Consider the following 20,988-nt stretch of genomic DNA (forward strand, 5'->3'; position numbering starts at 1 on the left):
GCGTTCATACTTATTCTTGTTCATGCTTTTGTTCATGTTTTGATTCAATTAGATTTTTCGAGAGGTCTTTCATTAAGTCACTGAACTTATTGGAAGCCTCTTTTTTTAGATTTTTTGTCATGTGAGCGTAAATGTCCATCGTCGTATTAATGTCACTATGTCCGAGCCGTTCTTGTATCTCTTTTATGTGTACGTTTGCTTCTATAAGTAAAGAAGTATGTGTATGCCTGAATGAATGTGGTGTAATATCTTTCTTAATCTTAGTTTTCTTTAGCAATCGTTGCAACCTAATAGAGATAGCCTTTATTGTTTTTGGATAACCTTCATTCGTTGCGAAGATAAAATCATTATCATTATAAAATGGTGCGTTGTCGTTCTTAATCTTATCTTGTTCTTTTTTATGCAATTGCAGCAAGTCAATTACTAGCTTGTCTATTGTAATGGTACGATGCGACGTTTCTGTTTTTGGTGTTTGCAGCGTGTATTTAATCTTGTTATTTGTTGGATTGTAATATGTTCTATACACCGTTAGTGTTTGGTTATCAAAGTCAATATCAGACCATTTTAACGCCACCGTTTCACCGACACGGAGACCTGTATAAGCAAGTAATGTGAAAGTAAGTAGATCACCTTCTAAACCTTCATTTTTTGTCTCAGTTAGAAATTCCTCCAGTTCTTCTTTTTCGAGAAACTTTTCTTTTATCGAATCGCCTTTTTCAAGATCAGCAACAGTTTTCTTTTTCTTTGGCAGCTTAATTTCATTTGTTGGTATATCCTTAATCAATTTATTTTCCTTTGCGTACGAAAACACCATGTTAGCGGATGAATGAATACTCGATACATAGTTTACACTATATTTCTTTGCTAGTTTATCTATTGTATCTTGATAATCCTTCTTTGATATCTTTTGTATTGGGTTATCGCCAAACTCATTCCTAATATGTTTTAATGCTTTCTTTCTAGCCCTTAAACTGCTTTCTTTCGCGCCCATTGATGAAACATAATGTTTTTCCCAATCATCACATAAAATATTGAATGTGACCTTTGAAGGCTGGATGTATTCTTTATTATGAAATTGCCTTTCGACCAAAGCAGCAGCCAGTTGAGCATCTTTCTTTGTTCGGAATCCTGATTTGCTTATCGGTGTGTTGTCTTTTCCTGTAATAGGGTTTTTCCCTGCATAGACTTTATATGCCCACTTTTTGCCACGCTTAGAGATGTATGCCATTTATTCACCTGCTTTATAATGGAAACGTTGTATTAAAAATTCCTTGAATTCCTTTGTTTCCCTCTCAATAAATTCTAATAATTCTTCTTGGTTAGTATGCTCTCGCTTACCAATGTTTTTATATTTAATTAATTGAACAATAAATACTGTTAATGTTCTTAAATCTTCTTCATTGGATTGACGAAGAAAAACTAATACGTTTGCGAGGTACTGACTTACTGTGTATTCTAACTCACTTTCAGAAATCTCTTTTAGTCTTTTTTTGACAAATTGACTTACACCATCATTTTCAGCATTGATATTATTTCCAACAGATTCAATTTGTTTTTTTAATTCGCTATCATCCAGGTCGTTTAAAGTCTTTTTGCCAGTTGTAATGTAAAACATAGAAACATTTAATTTTTCTGCTAATGCTTCAATCGTTTTAGAGCTTGGATTTTTTCTATTGTTTTCTATATCACTTAAATATGAACGGGATATATTCATTACTTTAGCAAGTTGTTCTTGTGTAAGTTTTCTCTCTTTTCTTATAGCTTTAATATTATCACCTATAGACATTTGTTCACCTCCATGTATTAATAATATCAGAAATGACGCCGATAGGAAACAATTTTGTTGACATTATTTTAAATATATGGGATACTAAGATTAGTTAATGACGCCCATAGAGTTCAGGTGAAGGGTGTGAAATGGATTTTAAAGCAGTTTCATTTGATAGTAAAAGAGTTCCAAAAAAAGATTTAAAGGGGCTGAATTCAATTGTTCAACGTTCAAATTGATGAAATAACAGTAAATACCATGCTTGAAAAAGCCATTAATGAAAAAGTGGAAGAATTAGCTTCATTAAAATATTTCATGACCTATCAAGAATTAGCCGAGTACCTAAACATCAGTAAGCCAGTAATCGAGGACAGACTTATCAAAAACGGTTTACGTTATTATAAGGTGGGGAGTAAGTATTTATTTAAAAAGGAAGAAGTTAACCAATTCTTGGATGATATGACAGCCAGCATGACAGCCACAAACAATGATCTAAAGTTATTTACAAAGTTACAAGCGAGGATATAAATAATGGACTCAACTGGATTTAAGGATTGGTTTTGTTTAACTATCGGGTATTGTCAAAGATGAGCTTATGGAAGAGCTGTAATAATACCGAAGGACTGCACATTTAAAGCTTCTTTCTCATCCGATAAAGGAACATACGAAATACAATTCAATTTAAATGAGATGTCAGAAGAAGGTGCATTTGAGATTATTAATAAAATAACAAATAAGATAAATAATTAACACGGTTAGTTTTTATTAAGTTATTTATATTCAGCAATCGGGCGCTTTTCTTGATAAGAGGGCGTCTTTTTGTAATGAGTCAGATTCTAGAAAAATACATTTATGGGATTGGATTATGATAAAGTGTAAAAGAGATTGTGAAGGTACTATCTGGTGCGTTAGTTCTTGAAGTGTTAATGCTATTTTATTATATAGAAGTTATCGTACTAAAGAGGCAGAGTACCTTAATAAGGTTTAAAGAAGAACAGCTGCAGAGGGAAAAAGATGAAAAGATTATTTACAATACTAATATTAGTCCTGCTGGTATTTGCTTTAAATGCTTGTGATAAGAGCAATTCTTAATCAAACACTATTTCTGTTGTTGAATTAACAGAGAGAGAAAATGCTATACTTTTAACTACTTCGGATCAATCATTTGTATTTGATTTCAATGTAGATAGCGAATACAAAGAAGTGGCTGTATGGGTTGAAAAATATGAATCAGGTGAATTGGCTGAGGATGAACTTAGTTATATATCAAAGCAGATAGAGAAAAATGGTTCGATTATCTTTGCAAGCTCAAAGACTAATGATATAGAGTAACAACAATCGTTTAATATCGGAATCGGGGGGAAGGACGGCATGGTTTTAACCCCAATAAATGGACCTGACTTAATCCCAAATGGTTTAAACAAAATATCGAGTGTATGGGGGCAATTTTCAAGGAGAGAAAACTTTGAGCCAAGGAGAATTTGTATTGGCACATATTTTTTACCCTAATGATGAAAATGTTATGAGTTCACTTATCACAGAGTTTTATGAAGATGCTGAGGCTCAATTGGATGAGTTGCAAGAATATGACGTTGCCTTCTTACTTAAAGCTGAATTTATTAAGTAAAGGTTTGTGTAATAAGATTTAAGACAACGGTTGCTTTAATTTAACAACGAAAATTTAAATTCTTTATTTTTCGGAATATTAGATACTATGTTATTGTTTATAAAGGTGTTGAATAAAATAAAGGTGGAATTAACATTACACTTTAACAGTTGATTGAAATATTATTGTAAGCGGTTTTATAAACTTATTGTGGTAATAGGTACATTAGTAAAGAAAGGAGACATTTTGGTGTGAAAATAATAAATGACTTTAAAAGCGATAATTTTAGTGGATGGTATGCATTGTTTATCATTCTGTCTTTAATTACATTTAAAAAAGTTAATAAATTAGAAAAAAAGAAAAGGGATTTATATAATAAGGCAAATCGATTGATTTAACTGAGTAATTAAGCTAAAGGGGCAGTTAGCGAAACAAGAAGTAATTGGAAGATAAAATATTAAATATTAGGAGTGGCACTTTGAGCTAGAAAGCGTTTCATATATAACTTTATTATTTTGCTTTTGTTATTGTCGTTTTTGGCGTTAGCTTTATTTGGTGCTGGAATCAGTTCAGGTGGAATAGGTGCTGAGACGGGGTTTGCTGCTGTGTCTTCGTTTGTATTATGGGGTATCTTTTATATTGTCCATTTTGTACGGCCCAACAAGGCATAGCGAATTTCTTGGTCCCTCATAATGGTAATATTTTTCTGTTTTTGGGTAACAGGTCTGGGTGTACAGGTTGGCCTAATGATTGCATAACAGTCGGGAGAAATTGTTGGTTAATAAATATTTACTAAAAGGGGTTAATCGATGTTTGCATTTATTATTTTGGTTATAGTTTTTATGGTTCTCTTGACCGCATTCATCCAAAAAAAATATAATATTGTAGCTGTTCTGTACTATACAGACATATTAACAACGCTCATAGATGGGTAGAACGCATACTATTACTTCTTTTTCTAATTATTATTGGCGTAGGTGTGTTTAAGTTCACTTTGTCTCAAATGGACCCTTTTGTAATACTATTTGGATATTTTTCCATTCTGTTTGGCTTTCGTGCTGTTATGGAATTTAAATATGAACGAGGAGAACAAGAATATGTGATTAACCTAATATGGGCGATAGCTTGGTGTATACTCTTTATTGCTTTGATGTTCTTCATAGTATAAAAAACCTGAGAAATCACTAATTATGTTTACTCAGTTCATTGGGTAGTTAAGAAAATACATATGTATTTTCTAACCTCAGATAATTGAAGGGAAGTTGAGAAATATTGTACTTCCAACTAACTGTTTCCTTTTTTGAAGAAGGATAAGCACTCTTTTTGGTGAATATATTAAAGGAGTAGAATAAAAAGGAGATGAACATGCGGTTAAGCATTAGAGAAGTGACATTGGGAGGTGGAGTATAGTGTGGTGGAATTTAGCACCAACTCTGATTGCTATCTGTTCAATTATAATCAGCATATATGTTTTTAAAATGACGAATAATAAAAGATATTTTTGGTCTTCACTAACATTATCGGGCATTAACCTTTTAGGAGGTTGTCTTCTTGCAATTGCCATCAACTTTAAAATTGGTTTAATCTTATTAACTATTCCATTTATATTAATATTTAGGGGTTTTTATAATTATAAGAAAGCTAATTAAACATAATTTTTGAAAAAATAGACTTAAATTTACTGGTGCTTCAACACAACGAGAAGATCGTCAATATAGCGGTCTTTTTTAATAACGGAGCAGTCAAGGTAATGTCTTATTATAGCCAATGGTTAGGTGAGGGAGAAGTAATTCTTATCGATTAATATTGTTCGATATTATTCGTTACTACGATTCAATGAAATAAATTTGGGATAATAAGTTAATATTTATTTGAAAGGGGAGGAAAAAATGAAACTAAGAATAGTAAAGACAAAAGTAATTTCCTCATCTTTTTCATAAAATACGTCCCCCTTCATTTTTGTATATCTCTCCACCATGGATCAAACTAATTTGACTTATATTTAAAGCAAATAAAATTAATCATCGTACATATAACACCTGCAGTCAGCGTGATGAATATTCCTGTTGTATAGGTGAAAGCCGCATTCCATGTTTGTAGTTGAATCTCATGGGTAATCACCTTGTCTATACGCAAATAACTAAATGGATTATACGGATGCTGTATTTGCATCCCAACAAATGATAGAATGCCGATGATAATCACATTAAATATTGGTTCCTTGCTAAATTGAGAAACTAGATAATACAACGAGTAGATAAATAGGCTTGCGACAATCGTAAATAGTAGCGTCTGAGCCAAATATTCTTTTAACGCGATAAAGTGAAACGCATCGTCTTCATTTAATACCTTAGACCCGGTTGTAACACCGTCATAAACTAGAATAGGGTATTCCAGACTCCCAAAACCGCGCATGACCGTTCCCACTAATAACGGTACCCCTATCATGAATAATACAAATAAGAGAATTCCCAAGTAGCCGGTTGTGTATTTTGCAAAAAACAGCTTTGATTGGTTTAACGGCAATGCTTGGTGGAATCGTAACCCATTGTTCTTTCTCGTAGTTTCTGATGATAGTGTGTTTCCAAAAATAAAGCAACCTATCACTATCAAAATAGGAATATATAATAACTGGATTAATTGATAAATAAAGTAAACCCCTTGCTCCCCATATCTAGTTGTATATTTTTTCCATTCTTCTAGTAGTCTCCCACCAAAATCATCATATATCGTAGTCTTTACCATTGTTCCGCCATAGATATTTTGGGTGAACGGTTCAATCTTGTGGCTGAGCAAATAGTTCATTTCCTCATAGGTTGCTCTTAGTGTGAAGTTTGATATGAGCTCACCTTCAAAACCAAACGAAGCGCCTTGCCCTGGTGGTGGATATGCGAATATTTCCAAAAAGTCTACTTGTTGTTGGATTACACGGTCCCATTCTTTATTTTCATACTCCGCTTTTTGCGCTTTCAACGTCTCATAGCTAGAACGAGAATTTTGTTTCCTCATGGTTGCTTCTTCTATCAATTTTTCATCTTCTGTTTCCATCGCTTTATCTTTCTCTAATGCCCAGTGATCTGCGTCTTGTAATATTAGATTCAAATGAATGTCATATTGGTTTATTGCTTGGTTCCTTGCATTATCCGCCAATATAAGATTAAAAACATAGACGCCCATAACGGCCAGAATACTTAAAGCAAGAACAATCCATGTTGTCTTTTTCTTCATGATTTTCTTCCATTCAAATAAGAACATTTTCATCTGCGATATTCCCTCCTTTTACTAGCTCTTATTGCCAGCAGTAGCAATACCCCAGTAAAAACAATCATTAACAGGAAGCCTGTCCATGAGATGCCATTACTTTGCAATGTAGCGGCGTCTAGTTCTTGGTAGACCCATGGAAGGAAAGGGAAAATGATACCACTTCTAATCACGATGTAATTGCAAACAAAGAGGATGAGCAGTGTAATATGAACGACCAGTGTATTTTTTATCAAGAACGAAAGAAATACGAACAAACTCATCAGCAATAATAGATAGAAAATGCCCAAAATTATCGATTGTTGCAGGTAATCCCCAGCTGTAATGAATGCCATCTTTTCAGTAAAGAATGGATAGTCATAGGGATTCGTTTCCTCTGTTCCAAAAATCGTCGAGATTGCATACGCAGATAAGAGTGCAATCACAAACCAACAGATACCGCTAAGCGTAATGCTTATCCATTTAGTCATTATCATTCTGACAGGAGAAACAGGAAGACCGTATGTAAGTTTAATCGTATTGTCATCAAATTCTCTTACAATTGGCGTCCCTATAACAACGATAACAATAAAGAACCCGAATGTATTAAAAAGGTATTGCACAACCTGTTTCATGAATACAGCCGGTTGAATAGACGCACCAAGGTCTTCTTTCGGTAGCTTTTTCTTTAACAGCTCATTATTTAGGGTGATTTCATCTTCCATCTCAACTTTCGATATTGGATACGATTTATTATCGCTCATGGTCTGATACTGCATCGCTAACGCATATACATCATTTTCTACATGTAATGCTGTGATATGCTCGTCCTCTTGAATGGCAGCCAGTAAATCTTGCAGCTTACCATTTAATTGGCTACCTAATGCAATACTTTCTTCAAGGTCTGGATTTGACCCTTCTCCAGTTTCTTTTAAAAGTTCCCGGTCTCTGCTTAAATAGCTCACAATCCATGTAGATTGACTTTGAACTGTTTCGATTTTCTCTGATTTCACAATATCCTGATATACAACATTTCGATAAAATAGACCCGCTATAATCAGCATCGTAATTACGATTAGGGCAATATATGCCTTTGATTTCCATAGTTTTTTCCATTCATATTGTATGCTTTTCATCGGCTATTCCCGCTTGCCGAAGGTTTCTTCGTATAGTTTTTCAGAACCTGTGACTTCTTTTTGGATGTCCAATATAGAAATCCCGTTATCCTGAATCGATTTAATACATTTATCGATACCGCTTTCATTTATCGTCACTTTAATTGCACCATTTTCTTCTTGAATGGAATAACCGGAAGCCATTAGCAATTGCTTACCCGACAACTTATCCGATAGTTTAAATATATAATGGGTTTCCATATGATTTTCTCTATCTACTTCGATTATCTTTCCATTCTTTAAAAAGAGGATTTGATTCGTAACACGATCAATTTCCGCCAAGTTATGGGAAGAAAGAATAATCGTCGTTCCTTGCTTCTCTAAATCCAGTAAAATCTTACGCACGAGAATCGCACTGGAAGGGTCGAGTCCTGTTAATGGTTCATCCATAAATAGGAGCTTTGGTTGATTCACAATAGAAATGGCTAAGAGCAAGTGCTGCTTCATACCAAGGGAGTAATCTCCAACCTTTTTTTCTAAATATCCAGTCATACCAACATACGCCGCAACTTCTTTAATACGTTTTTTCGGTAAGCCATGCACATCACACACATATTTCAGGTGGTCATACCCTGATAAATAATGAAAAAGCACTGTGTTATCTTGCAGAAAGGAAACGTGTTTAAATACGGTATAGTTGTCATTGGGTTGGCCAAGCAATTCGACCTTTCCAGAATTAAACGGGATAATGTTACAAATGCCGTTCAAAAGTGTTGTTTTTCCAACACCATTCGGACCGACTAACGCCCATATGCCGGGTTCGTCTATTACGAGACTCACATCATCAATTACTTGTGCCGTTTTGTATTTTTTATTTACATGCTGTAATTCGAGAATAGCTATTTTGGTCACCTCATTCGGGTTCTAAGAATAGGTAAATAACGAGGACAATCTTTGCCATTTAATAAAAAGTCACTCGATTTATAATTTTGGAAAATTTTAACAGTATAAAGTCATCCTAACATAATAATTGTCGATTATTATGCGTATTCGTTCGACAAATAGTGTGCCCGTTCGACAAATGAGGAAAACCCATGCGGGCGAGTTCTATTTGCCATAATACGAATAAAACCCCACAAAGATTATCTTTGTGGGGTTCTGTTTGACATAATGCGTCACGAATGACGAGTCGAAAGCGTGCTGCGGGATGCCTCTGGTCGGTGGTATTTAAGAATCGCAACAATTTCCGCCAGGTGTTTAAATCGTAGCGGGAGTCGCACTGTTTGCTGGTTCTATAGCCGTAGTTTCAAAGTTTAATAAATATAGATAAAGTAAATTAGTTGCTGTGACTCGCAAGCGCCCCAGTTCATCCGTTGAAGTCAAAATCAAACGAGTCGATATCGAAGTAAATAACCAAAAGAAACGAATGAATATCTACTCCCATTATAACAATTTGATGTCTGGATTAACAGGGCCTGGCGATACGACGATCCGTACAGGAAACCGAACTGCGCTCTGTTAAAAGGTTGCGGGGCTATCTAATAAAAACGTCGTAAAAGAATGGTATGCCTACATCCAGGTATAAGTAAGCAATGACGACAAACAGGACGGTTCCGGCTATTGGTACAAACCATTTTCTTTTCTTGAATTGGAGCCAGTAATTGATTGCCCACACTACTGTTAGGAAAACAATGGAAATGATTGCAACCATATCAGATGTGGGGGTTTTGTTTGGGCTAATATTTACGACAAAGAAAAACGCGAGAATGCCGATAGCTCCGAGTATGACTAAATTAACAACATGTACGACAATATTATAAATGCTAAGATTGTTTTTCATTAAATCTCCACCCTCGTAATTTGTAGTGTAATCCCTTACAAATATACTATAGTTACCCTGTGTGAACAACAGAAAATTATACTAGAATTGACTGTATTTATTATCAAACACAAAAATACCCCGCATAAAATGCGGGGTACTATTGATTTAGTTAGTTAGCTTTTCTTTTTCTTTACAAGATAAAATATCAAGTATCCTATAGCTACGATAACCACTAAAAATATTATTTGAGAAACAAATGAGCCTAGATCAAACATAACCATTACCTCCTTTTAAATATCAACCCTCTGAGGTATTTAAAATCACAAATTGGATTGATGTACTACCAGTAATCTTTGTAATTTGTATCTTTGTTCTTAAAGTGAAATCATGTGTAAACCCAATAGGCATACCCCCAATTACTACCCCATTAGTTTTCCTAAAATTTCCTTTAGACTCTACTGACTTAGCTTTATTTTTAACAATAGAAGTTCCGTTTAAAGTTAATGAAGTTGGTGCGTATGCCTTACTACCTGCATTATCCGTATCGGTAATTGTAATAGTAGTTGGGTAAACAGTAAATTTAGTAATAAGTACCGCCCTAGCAGCTAAGTAAATACCCCAAAATCCTACTTTATTAGTAGTACTCAAATTTGAACCAACTTTAGCTGAAGCCATAGGTGCATAAGTTGGTTGTTCTGTATCGTCATCGAGCTCGGTTATACTTTCAAAGACTGTGCGCGTATTTTCCAGAATTGGGCCTTATTCCGTTGCTATATTGTGCTGGTTGAAATAATTGCGAAGTAATGCATTATATTCTTGGGTTTCTTCTTCCGACATATTGTACGGGTTCTTTTTAATAGTGATAACATGGATGTCAGACATGTATAATAAATACCTCGCTTCATCCTCGCTTACTAATTTTATTTCATTCCATTCTAACTTATTGGTGGAGTTCTTTAATTCCCTCACCAAACCATTTTCTGAAACCGTTAAGGTACATGCACTATTCATCATAGAAGGATTATTTTTAGCTAACCTTTTGGCTTGATTGATTTGTGCTTTTTTAAAGATATAGTTGTATGAAACATAAAAAAAACCGGCTGATACAATCGCAAGCGTTATAAAATTCACTTTGAATACTAACATATTAAAAATCAACAAGGCTATAGAAGCAACAATGCTAATTGCTAATCTATTCCATCTTTGAAACTTCGATTTCGTAGCCAGAAAAGATTGAACGGCTATGACGTCATCCAAGTCGATTTTAAATTTGGCAATCAAGTTATACCCTCCATTTCCATCACATTAATTGGTACGATACTGATATTTTACTATTTATATAAAGAAGGGGATACTATAAGGCGTTAAAAGGAGCGGTTTTATCCGCTTCCTTATTTTTAATACCATTCAATCGAATCTATAAAATAATTTAACCTAGCAATTAAATAACCACCGTTATAATCCTTCGAATCCGCATGTTTATGCTTGAAATACCACTCTCCATTAGCTTCGAAGAACTCGAAGAAACCATCGATGCTGCTACCGCTAACCTCACCTGCATTTGCAGAGCTATACGAATAATGGGGAAATTTGTCACCCGCTATTTCAGGTGGAGAAAAAGCAGGGTCAATGCCAAATGCTTCAAACATAATTTCTTTGGCGTCTTCGAGAGGGAATCCATCTTTGAGTTTGCCGAACGAATAAAAACTGTATTTGGAAATGCTTGGATTGGTAAAATGCCATTCGGTAAAGAGTTCATGTTCGTTTTGCTGAATCTCTGTACCTTTGGGAAGATAGCTGGTCATATTTAGTTCCTCATTTTCATACAATTCCATTTCAACTTTATCCGGTCTGGCGACTGCACCTATTGGTAACAGAACCGTTTTCGCAATCGGTCTGTTGAATTCTGGATGCGGTCCACCTTCTGAACCTGGCCAAATAAGCGATTGATGGATTCTCATCGTTACGAAAAGATGTATTGGCAAGTTCCAGCTCTCCTCATCCTTTAGTGATAACTCGGAAGTGAAAATCATCTGATAGCCAAATAACTCAGAAGTATACAGTTCCATGAATTTCCCGTTTGCTTCATCAACAAATGCGGTCATCTCTGCATTTTCTATTTCAAACGGAAACACATTATTGTAATTAAAAGGGACCAGATCGTTTGACTTTAATTCGTCAACAAGCTCATCAACCGGGATCGAAATTTGCTCAGTTTCGGCAAAATTTGCCGTTAGCTCATGGAGATGGGTATTAAATACTTCCGGATCATCTTTTTGAAACAGAACGAGATTCATTTGTTCACCATCTGTCCCGGTTATATGGGTCGAATAAGTATCCTCATCCTCTATTTCATCAACTGTCCAATCCTTCGGGAGATAAATTTCTAAATCATCGTTAAAAATCCCCATTGGCTGAAATGCTGCCCAATCTTCAAATTCTAATGGGTGCCTATTCCATATCTTTTCTTTTACATTGCTGGTATCTCCTGTTTGCTTATCGGTCACAGCATGTATGCTCTGCGGGCCTTGATTGCTGCCATTTTCTTGGATGTTCATATCATTATGTCCACCAAAAATTCCTGTACTGAAAGCTAACACAGTCACAATTCCCGCCACCGCAACAGTGGAAGAAAGACCCATTACACGTTTCTTAAATCGATTTCTTTTTTTATGGGTAGACCTGTTATCTTCTAAGCCGTCCTGAAACGCGCGAAGGCTTTTTTCCTTTGCCTCCGGTGAGGCTTTCACTGTTTGTTTTTTATCAAAGACTTTGGCTAATACATCCTTCTCCCGTTCACGTTTAGTCATCAACTGCCACCTCCATGTTTATTTGTTCCGATAATGCTCGTCTTGCCCGAAGCTGCATTGCCTTTACGGATAGGACTGTTTTTCCCATGGCGTCTGCTGTTTCTTGTAGTGTAAAGTCTTCGATAAACCGCAAGTGTAGCACCATTTGATAATGTTCCGGTAATTTATCGATTGCCCGCATGACTTCCATCATATGCAAGTTTTGGAGCACCGTATGCTCCACGGATGCTGCTTCACCTAATGATTCGATACTGTTTTCCTCGATGGTCGTATTCTTGCGTTTATCTTTATTTTTTCGGTAATAATCAATCACGACGTTCCTGGCAATCTTGAAAATCCACGTCTTAAACGAGGACTTTCCTTCGAATTGATGCAGTCGCTTTGCTGTTTTAAAGAACACGTCCTGCAACAACTCCTCGGCGTCATGATAGTCGTTCGTCTGGTGATAAATATAATTGAAAATGCGGTCCACATACCTGCGATGCAATTCTTCCATGGCGCGATAATCATTGTTAAGGATTTGTCGTATCAGTTCACGATCTTCCATGAATGCTCCCCCTATTCTGCCCTTATCATTATAGACGAGAAGTTTTATGAAAAGATTCCCAAATGTAGTAAAATTTTATCAAGTAATTTGATTTCCGCTATTGGGTGCAACCTAAATAAGTAAAAGATGTATTCCTAAAAAAGGATATACACTTTTATTGTAGAAATTGTTCCGTTCTTTGAGATACTGTGAGCTCTGTGTAAATCCGAATTGAACCTTCCATGTGACAAGGCAGTTTGCTTGAATACATTTGCCACTCTCTCAACTTCTTTTTTTGTGATTCATTTGTATAAAGAGGGAATAGTTTACGAATAGTCAAAACTTGATATTTATTTGTTTAAAAAACTTAAGGTAAGGTGAAAATACCTCATAGGTATTGTTCCGTATATTTTTAGTGAAAATGTAGTATGATGGTAGTAGAAAATCATATGGTCACAGCGGGAACTGTGGTCGATAGATCCCCATTCTTCTGGAAGGGGATTGGCGTTATCTAGTCTAAAAGGAAAAATAGCCCTTACCCATTGCAGACAGGGGGGCTATTTTTTTGCGTTCAAAATAAAGACGACTGCGATTAGCTATAGGGGCTGGTTTGATCAGTTTTTTACAAATGGGTTCTTTTATTAACCATAAAAGATTAATTTATTATAGTAAAAAATAACCCCATGCAGGGGACTAAATAATGTTTATATCTAAAATTGTTGTATATAGAATACGTATACAATTATCTGTTACATATTATGTAATATTACTTGGTAATATAAAGTGATAATAAAAAAACTCTCCATATTCCGTATCATGAAATAAAAATGTGTCATATGAAATAAGAATAGAAATTATTCATTAATATGTAATCGTACTATGTAATATTATTTAATTTATGTAACAGGAAGATATGGTGTCGAAATAAGGTTTGGGACAATGCGTAAATTTTACTCTTATCGTTAGAGAAGCCCAAAAAATTCCCCAGGCAAAAAAGAGTATACGCTATGAATGTGCTTGAAATTAATTCTTATAAAGAAGTAGAAGTTATAACAGGAATTTAAAAAGTACACTGATTAGAAATAGGAGAAAATTAAAACCGTAGATCGACCAGCAAAATGAAAATAAGGAAACGTTTACCGTGGCAATAAACTAGAGAATTTGTTAATCTATAAATAGATACAACGAAGCCTTGGGCGACGAATCCAAGGCATTATAAAAATCAACCAAAGGAACCCCGACGCAGGGTTCCTATTATATTATAAGGGGTTCTCTTATCGATGATGAACGTAGCTAATAAGAAGAATATGGTTGAAGATAGCCCTTGATTGAATAAAGCAAAGCGAATATACTAATACTACAGATAGGATAACACACAGTTACTTGTTCGGTGTTTCGCCACCATGATTGCGAACTATAAAAGCGGGCGTTTCGCTGCCAGGAATGCGAACTATAAAAGTGGGTGTCTCACTACCAATAAACGTGAACTTTAAAAGCCGGTGTTTCGCCACCATGAGCGCGAGCTTTAAAAGTAGGTGTTTGACCACCAAAAGAGCAGATATATATTTATATAAATATTCAACTAGTAGCGCCCATTCCGCCGTCAACTCGATGAGGTGCGCCAGTAAGAAATTTGTTTTCTTCAGATGAAAGAGGAAAGAATTGAAGCCTTCACCGGTGAAACATTATACAAATTAAAAAAATGACTAGGACATTATCGCCCTGGTTTTTTTCTTGTAAACAATAAATGTACGAATTATTGGCGAAAACGAATCATCAAATCCTATGTATGAATCACAGAAAAAGTTGGGGATAGCTAACTTATAATGATTGTGCATTTTTCTTAAATTGAATACGCTTACTATTGCTCCTGCTTTGGTTCCTTTTTGAGGTTAAAATGTTCCTTATTTGCAAAAATGTTCCTTTTTGGTGTTAATTTTGCATGTATGCAAGTATATTTTCTCGTGAAAGCGGAGTTATTTATAAACGAACGTATGCACTGTTTTGCGTGTGTGCAAGCAAGTTTTGTAAATATGTTCCTGCTTTGCCAGAAATGCCCCTCCAATGTCCCTGGTTTTTCACAGCAAAAAGGAACCTACAAATGCTATTATATCAAGGGGTCACAGAGTTATGTTCCTTGGTTCCTACTTTTTTTAATGAAAGACTATAATAAAATAATATATATACACACATATCACGCATATAAAGTTTTCTCGAAAAAACAAGGAACCAAGGAACATTTTTCAAGATTCGAGAATCTAAGGGCGCAATTTGCGGTTGTGGTGTTGAAAACTCCCGTAAGCAATTATCAGGTTTTTCTTTGTGACCCTTCTTGTTGCTGTCAGAAATCCCTCGAAAGACATTCTATGCATGTTTAGGTCGTTTATGTGTATAATCTATCCAGTTGATACGAAAGTGTCTGTATGAGCCCTTATTTGCACTCTAAAGCCATGTCTCTGTCAGATGCGGAGTTGCGGCTGTCAATTGAGTTTGGCTAATCTTTGCAGTGTCATTCAGCGTGCGAAGTTATGCACTACTGACATGCTCGCATGCGAATCGCTCACGTAGCGGTTTTTGGATGGACGATGTGAATTAATAATATACTCGTACTTTTTCGCTTGAGAGTGTCACAAACATCATTCGCATGGATTCTTGTGACATAGCGCCGTAAGAAATTTCTGTTTTGGCGTACACTGGAAAGAATTCCTTATGGGTATAAGCTGGACCGGCGTGCGTACAAATATGTCTTTGGTGTGTGTACGAATGAAGCGTGAACTTTATGCAGGAAACAACACGGTTTAGGTAATGGCTTTTTACCGGAATGGATCAGGGATCATGATTGATCGCCGCAGGAGTGAGGGAGCGATTTTAAAATAGAAAGTGACGAACAGGAGCTTTCGAATGAGCACCTCGAAGGGGCAAGAATAGAGACGCGTGAGCGTTTCTATTCGCAGTAAGGGGGACGGTCAGCTATGCTGACTGACAAATGAGCGTAGCGAGGCTTGTCATACGTCCCCCTTATGCTCTTTCCCCTACACAGTACCGAATCACGCACCGTATTCCGGAGCAACACTCAAATCCCCGGTGCGACAGGCGGTAGGATATTCCGGGGCGAGAGCGCACCAGAATACGCCACGTATTCTACCCCCGATAAACCGCGCCGTTATGCGATTCGTCAAATACGTCGGGTACGTTCTCCGTAAAAAGGTGTATGACGACATATTCGGCGTCTCCCGGCACGATTTCCGACCCGATTGAGTAAGCTGAGGGGCGAGTTTCGTGCAGAGATGCGCTGCGGGATTTCGTCACGGAGATGCAGCTCAATATAGATGTGAGAGAAGGGGAGCTGTTCAGAAAAGGGTGTAGGGGAAGCTGTCAAAAGAATAAGGTTTAAGAAAAGAGAAGCGGACCGAACGGGGAGCGGATCGTCGAGAAAAGACCATCAAGAGAGTCACACTTCGTCAAACAGCGTGGACGGAGCAAGGCGCTTGTATGCCAAAATAATAGGTCTTGTACGCACAAAGAGCGAGCTAAAAAAGTTAGGAAAAAGCACCGCGCGACGGAAGGCTCCGCGCTGTTTTAAAGAAGGGCTTTCAGGGATTTCCGAGTGGGAAGGAGGGAGCGGTTATACGAGCGCAGCGAGCGAATCAAGAAGGACCACCGACCGACGCGGGACCCACTTGAAAAGCACTGGCTGCACTTGATTAAACATCTTTTTGCGTGAATTCTGGGTGGGAAGCCCGGAGCGGTTATACGAGCGAAAGCGAGAGAGTCAGGAAAAACCACCGACGGGCACGGGACCCGACTAGAAGGCACGCGTTGCACTTGAAACGTTGTCAGATAAGGGTTTCTGCGCTCTGGTATTCTAACAAATCGGGCTCTGCTGACCAAAAAAAGACCGCAATCTCGGGATGAGATTGCGGTCCGGTATTTCGGTGCGTTGGGCGAATGCCTCTGGTCTTTAAAGGCGAAACGATCTTGTCTGCTAGTCAAAAAAAAGAACCAACAGTCGTCAAAAGACTGTTGGTTCAGGGTTTTAATCAGGTACTGCTAATCGTTCTTTCACAGATATTAGGACAGTTTCTTTCCCGTTCTGGAAGTCCTCGTATTCGATACCTTCTTTCATCACCATTTGAACGATATTATTGCCAAAAAGCACTTGTAGCACGGGGCGGACACCGCCATAGATAAAGTTTTCGATGTTCTCCTGTCTCTTCGCCACAGCTGGAATATAGACATTTAGCATCGGTATTCCCTTGATAGTAACGGCTTCGATGCTCGGGCGTTTATACTTTTCAGGTGTATTTACCGGAAGCTCCGAATCTGCTGGAGTGCAGACATAATCCGTTTCGTATACGAATTGGTAAGCCTCTGAGCCAACAACGTTTTGGTACTTTTCTATTACGAAATCACCTGTTATCATAGGCGTAACGTGGGTTTGTAAGCTCTCGATAGCACCCGCTAATACGTTCAGTTTTTCTTCGTTTTCTTCGTTTTCTAAAATATATGTAGTTAATCCTAAGTATTTATAATCTGCCATGATAAATCGCTCCTTTTTGAGTGTTTTTCGCTTCGATATTTTGACCGGGTTGCTTCAGCAACCAAATCGTTCGAAATCGATGCTATGTGATATATCATAACGAACAGCATACGCATGGGATAATTATTATCAGACGCACACAATGCTCTATGTTATACAGTACGCATTCCGTACCTTTTTTTATGTATATATTATACGTACATCATGTCGTACAGTATACGCATATATCTAAGACTTATAACATGTCGCATATCATACGCATAACATATGCAATACCATGCGCATTTTAAACAGGTAATGGCATACAGCACATAATGTCGTACCTCATACGCATGGTATATCTCATACCGTACAACACTTTGCAAGGTGTGATATGGCGTGTCAAATAATCTTTTCATACTATCGCTAATGAATTGCACATACGGTGTGACATGTTATGCATATCTATAAGATGTCATATTAAATACCGATGCGGTATCACACACCGTATATACTTAATGATTTATCTCATGCCATTATTTTTCATCATGTTGTCACAAAAAGAAAACCCATACCGTGTCATTCGGTATGGGTTAGTTTCTTACAATTATCGGCGAGTCATCAATCCTTCTTTGATGGCTTTAACCATAGGTTCGTATACATAATCGCTGAATACCATCGCTTGCTGATGGTCGCTCATATCGATGTGAAAAGCGACATCCAGTTTTTTCAGTATCATGTTTCCCGAATTGTTGAAATAGAGAAAGGATTGTAAAATATAATTGTAAATTAACAATTTATAGAATTTTTTGCAGGAGTTCTACTATTCTTAATAGAAGTAGTTATTTAAACAGATCATACTATAGGAATTAAAACTATTTATTGTCTTGGTGATTGACAGATTTAATAGATTGCTATGGCTTGCTTTGTTTAATTAAAAGGAAAGGGCGTGAGGTAAAACAATGAAGTAAATGAAGAAAACGAATTAAAGGCCACTGTTTCTTCTGATTACTAGTTAGTGAGTTTTGGCATTGTACCTCCAATTTCTGCACAAGAAAAGACCTTCAAAATAAAAGCGACTCCTAATACATCACATCTACGAATATGGAGATACAGCACTATGTGAAATGCAACTAGAACATATATTAGTTGCCTAGAAAGATGAATATATCTTTTAGAATTTATAAATCAAATCGATTCAAAAAGAGGTTCGTTTGAAGTAGAGATATTATTTAATAATTAAGAGGAGGAAGCATAATGGTTAAAAAAATTATTAGTTTATTTGTTGTCGCATTGATGGTTACCGCAGCTGTTATTAATCCATTTGCAGTCAACGTTGCGAATGCTGAAACAAGCAATTTAAGTGAGGATAATCTTAAATTACTGGGTAAAATTTTCGATGAGACAAAATCAAGCCAAGAACAATTTACATTAGTGGATGAAGTTAAAGATTTAGATGGAAGTGTTCTACAAACAATTACTTCGGATGTGAATTTACAGGTTGATAAAGATGAAGAAAAAGGTGTTATTAACATTAAGATAACGACTGATGCAACAACGGTCAGCACGAGTGCGAATGATCCTATCGAAAAAACGCAGAAAGTTGATGAAATAACGTATACGAAAGATGGCGATGTCTATGTAAATGGTGAAAAACTTTCGTCCGAGGAATTGAATCAAACATTTACCATACCGAAGAACGATTTAAACGTCGGTAAAACGTATTTAACATATTATAATGAAACGAGTAAAAATTATTACCAAATGCGGGCGTATCAAAAGCCAAGTAATGCATTTTTAGATGGTAATAATGGCGTATATAGACAAAAGTATTCTTACGGTAACTATAATGTATCTGATTTTAAGACACTAACAAGAGGTGTTTCAACTGCTAGAGATAATATTGCTCAGAGTTCTGTATGGATAGTAGGTGCGATGGGTGGTGCGGCACTAAGTTGGTTTACTGTAGTATCTCTACTTGCAGCAGGTGGAACGATTGCAGTTCATGCCGTTATTATTTGGAACAATAGTAGCGCAGGCAAAGCAGATATGACAGCAGCTTATAATCTCCTCAATCGGTTTTAAATGATGATTAATCACTAGACTTACAAAAAGGGACATGACCAACGAATAACCCTATAGAGTTACTCTATAGGGTTATTTTGCGCGTTATTCAAACTTCTCAATTCATCTTTTCTAAAATTTGGTAATTCTTTGTTTTAGTCGTGTTGATATTATTCTTATTTGCAAAATCCACAAGTTGTTCGTAAACCGCATTAGGGCTAAAACCATGGACTCTGATATTCAATCCGTTTGCCGTTTTAATTATTGTGCCTTTGGTTGACCAACCCACTCGTGTAAATTTCATTTGCGTGATCTGATTTGCTGAAAGAACTTTTTTGTAAATGGAAATATTTAATAATGTAATCTGATACGTGATTTTATCTTCGTATATTGTTAAATCGAAATGCAATAGTAAAGTTGCTATTAAGAACATCGCGAAGAAAATCTTAAATATATAATAGATATTTGGTCCAATACCATCAAACAGCGTTTGTGAAAATATAATTAACAGGAAAAAAATGATTGTTTTTTGAGTCCTTCCGTTAAACGAGTAAGTCAAATCCAGAACCCCTTTCTAGGTATAATAAATAAACAGGATTTTAGGTCAATATTGTCGGAGAATTTAATAGTACAATATTCATGTTAGTTTTTCGAGTATTCAAAAAAGTAAAATACAGTAGATATTTTTACCATTATACACAAATAAAGATAAATTTAAAATAGGTTTCTGGGTTTACGCCTTTAGCCTTATGATTGGTGCATGCGCAGCGTTGTTTGAATGTACAAACAGCCAATAAAATAATAAACCCGCACCGGAAATCCCGGTTCGGGTCTTGTTTTATCGGTTTGTCATCAATCCTTCGTTGATCGCTTGAACCGTACTTTCGAAAATACGAGCGCTGTATTCGATTGCTTGTTGATAGTCGCTCATATCGATGTGGTAGTCCTCATCGAGTTCTTTTTTCAGCATCATGTTTTCCGGTATTTGCAAATCGTAACCGAATTTCATAAGCGTAGGTCCTAAAATGGCATGCTGGCAATATCCAGCGTCTTCGGTTTTTTCTATAAACGCATCTACGGCAAGATTCATTGCGCGGGCCCGGGGCGAATCCCGCACCGACTAAGTGGCATAGTCTACCCCCGATAAAACGCGCCGTTATAGGGTCGCCCGACTAAGTTGCATACGCGCAACAAAAAATGGCGTAAGACGAGTTAGTCGGCGTCTCCCGGTGCGACTGGCGTGGCAGAATTCCGGGGCGATATCCACCCGATGTCCACCATGGACACCGCACCCGGCAAATCCGCGCCGTTATGCGATTCGCCAATAGCCACCGACCCCCGGAGACAGCGAAAGGCGTATGACGGTGTCCATCGCCAATTCCGGCACGATTTTCCGCCCCGATTGCGTGAGCTAAGGGGAGGTTTTCGTGCAGGATTGCGGTGCGGGATTTCGCCGGGGGATGCAGCCCTAAATAGGTGAGAGAGAAGGGGAGCTGTTCAGAAAAAGGGGATAGGGGA

The 20,988-nt window shown here is 36.8% G+C and carries 17 protein-coding genes; 4 read left to right on the plus strand and 13 right to left on the minus strand.

Annotated elements, in window-relative coordinates:
• Nucleotides 1-10: 10 nt before the first annotated feature.
• The gene (locus CWR48_RS04890; protein ID WP_115771926.1) at nt 11-1,228 is read right to left on the minus strand and encodes a site-specific integrase; all 1,218 of its coding nucleotides are present in this window, start codon (nt 1,226-1,228) and stop codon (nt 11-13) included.
• A complete protein-coding gene (locus tag CWR48_RS04895; protein ID WP_115771928.1) occupies nt 1,229-1,786 on the minus strand; it encodes a helix-turn-helix domain-containing protein in 558 nt (185 codons plus the stop codon).
• Between the two features lie 201 nt (nt 1,787-1,987).
• On the opposite strand from CWR48_RS04895, the gene CWR48_RS04900 reads away from it, so the two are divergent.
• The 3 genes from CWR48_RS04900 to CWR48_RS21160 all read left to right on the plus strand — a co-directional run bounded on the left by CWR48_RS04900 (nt 1,988) and on the right by CWR48_RS21160 (nt 4,542).
• Complete coding sequence (locus tag CWR48_RS04900) at nt 1,988-2,296, plus strand: helix-turn-helix domain-containing protein (RefSeq protein ID WP_115771930.1); 309 nt, start codon at nt 1,988-1,990, stop codon at nt 2,294-2,296.
• 937 nt (nt 2,297-3,233) lie between these two features.
• Nucleotides 3,234-3,395, plus strand: a complete 162-nt coding sequence (locus tag CWR48_RS20340) for a hypothetical protein (RefSeq protein WP_170140703.1) — start codon at nt 3,234-3,236, stop codon at nt 3,393-3,395.
• 889 nt (nt 3,396-4,284) lie between these two features.
• Nucleotides 4,285-4,542, plus strand: a complete 258-nt coding sequence (locus CWR48_RS21160; protein ID WP_115771932.1) for a DUF4181 domain-containing protein — start codon at nt 4,285-4,287, stop codon at nt 4,540-4,542.
• An 818-nt stretch (nt 4,543-5,360) separates the two neighbouring features.
• Here CWR48_RS21160 and CWR48_RS04915 read toward each other — a convergent pair.
• The 9 genes from CWR48_RS04915 to CWR48_RS04955 all read right to left on the minus strand — a co-directional run bounded on the left by CWR48_RS04915 (nt 5,361) and on the right by CWR48_RS04955 (nt 17,427).
• Complete coding sequence (locus tag CWR48_RS04915; protein WP_115771937.1) at nt 5,361-6,635, minus strand: ABC-2 family transporter permease; 1,275 nt, start codon at nt 6,633-6,635, stop codon at nt 5,361-5,363.
• The gene (locus tag CWR48_RS04920) at nt 6,632-7,750 is read right to left on the minus strand and encodes an ABC transporter permease (RefSeq protein ID WP_115771939.1); all 1,119 of its coding nucleotides are present in this window, start codon (nt 7,748-7,750) and stop codon (nt 6,632-6,634) included. Before CWR48_RS04920 ends, CWR48_RS04915 begins: the two co-directional genes overlap by 4 nt.
• Before the next feature lie 3 nt (nt 7,751-7,753).
• Complete coding sequence (locus CWR48_RS04925; protein WP_115771941.1) at nt 7,754-8,641, minus strand: ABC transporter ATP-binding protein; 888 nt, start codon at nt 8,639-8,641, stop codon at nt 7,754-7,756.
• A gap of 622 nt (nt 8,642-9,263) precedes the next feature.
• Entirely contained in the window at nt 9,264-9,569 is a 306-nt protein-coding gene (locus tag CWR48_RS04930) for a hypothetical protein (protein WP_115771943.1), read from the minus strand.
• A gap of 279 nt (nt 9,570-9,848) precedes the next feature.
• Nucleotides 9,849-10,199 (minus strand): hypothetical protein, encoded by a 351-nt coding sequence (locus tag CWR48_RS04935; protein ID WP_115771945.1) that lies wholly within the window; start codon nt 10,197-10,199, stop codon nt 9,849-9,851.
• A gap of 111 nt (nt 10,200-10,310) precedes the next feature.
• Nucleotides 10,311-10,832: a YcxB family protein gene (locus tag CWR48_RS04940; RefSeq protein WP_115771947.1), complete on the minus strand. Its 522-nt coding sequence runs from the start codon at nt 10,830-10,832 to the stop codon at nt 10,311-10,313.
• A gap of 116 nt (nt 10,833-10,948) precedes the next feature.
• Nucleotides 10,949-12,361, minus strand: a complete 1,413-nt coding sequence (locus CWR48_RS04945) for a hypothetical protein (RefSeq protein ID WP_115771949.1) — start codon at nt 12,359-12,361, stop codon at nt 10,949-10,951.
• Nucleotides 12,354-12,908, minus strand: coding sequence for an RNA polymerase sigma factor (locus CWR48_RS04950; protein ID WP_115771951.1), 555 nt, complete (start codon nt 12,906-12,908; stop codon nt 12,354-12,356). The genes CWR48_RS04945 and CWR48_RS04950 overlap by 8 nt, the downstream gene beginning before the upstream one ends.
• A 4,015-nt stretch (nt 12,909-16,923) precedes the next feature.
• Nucleotides 16,924-17,427, minus strand: a complete 504-nt coding sequence (locus tag CWR48_RS04955; protein ID WP_115771953.1) for a hypothetical protein — start codon at nt 17,425-17,427, stop codon at nt 16,924-16,926.
• Between the two features lie 1,236 nt (nt 17,428-18,663).
• On the opposite strand from CWR48_RS04955, the gene CWR48_RS04960 reads away from it, so the two are divergent.
• On the plus strand, nt 18,664-19,491 hold the full coding sequence (locus tag CWR48_RS04960) for a hypothetical protein (RefSeq protein WP_115771955.1): 828 nt from the start codon (nt 18,664-18,666) through the stop codon (nt 19,489-19,491).
• 97 nt (nt 19,492-19,588) lie between these two features.
• Here CWR48_RS04960 and CWR48_RS04965 read toward each other — a convergent pair whose 3' ends face one another.
• Nucleotides 19,589-20,029, minus strand: coding sequence for a hypothetical protein (locus CWR48_RS04965; RefSeq protein ID WP_115771957.1), 441 nt, complete (start codon nt 20,027-20,029; stop codon nt 19,589-19,591).
• Nucleotides 20,030-20,308: 279 nt separating this feature from the next.
• Complete coding sequence (locus CWR48_RS20345; protein WP_170140704.1) at nt 20,309-20,479, minus strand: hypothetical protein; 171 nt, start codon at nt 20,477-20,479, stop codon at nt 20,309-20,311.
• Nucleotides 20,480-20,988 lie beyond the last annotated feature (509 nt).

The organism is Oceanobacillus arenosus, from assembly GCF_003369575.1.
Lineage (GTDB): Bacteria > Bacillota > Bacilli > Bacillales > Amphibacillaceae > Oceanobacillus > Oceanobacillus arenosus.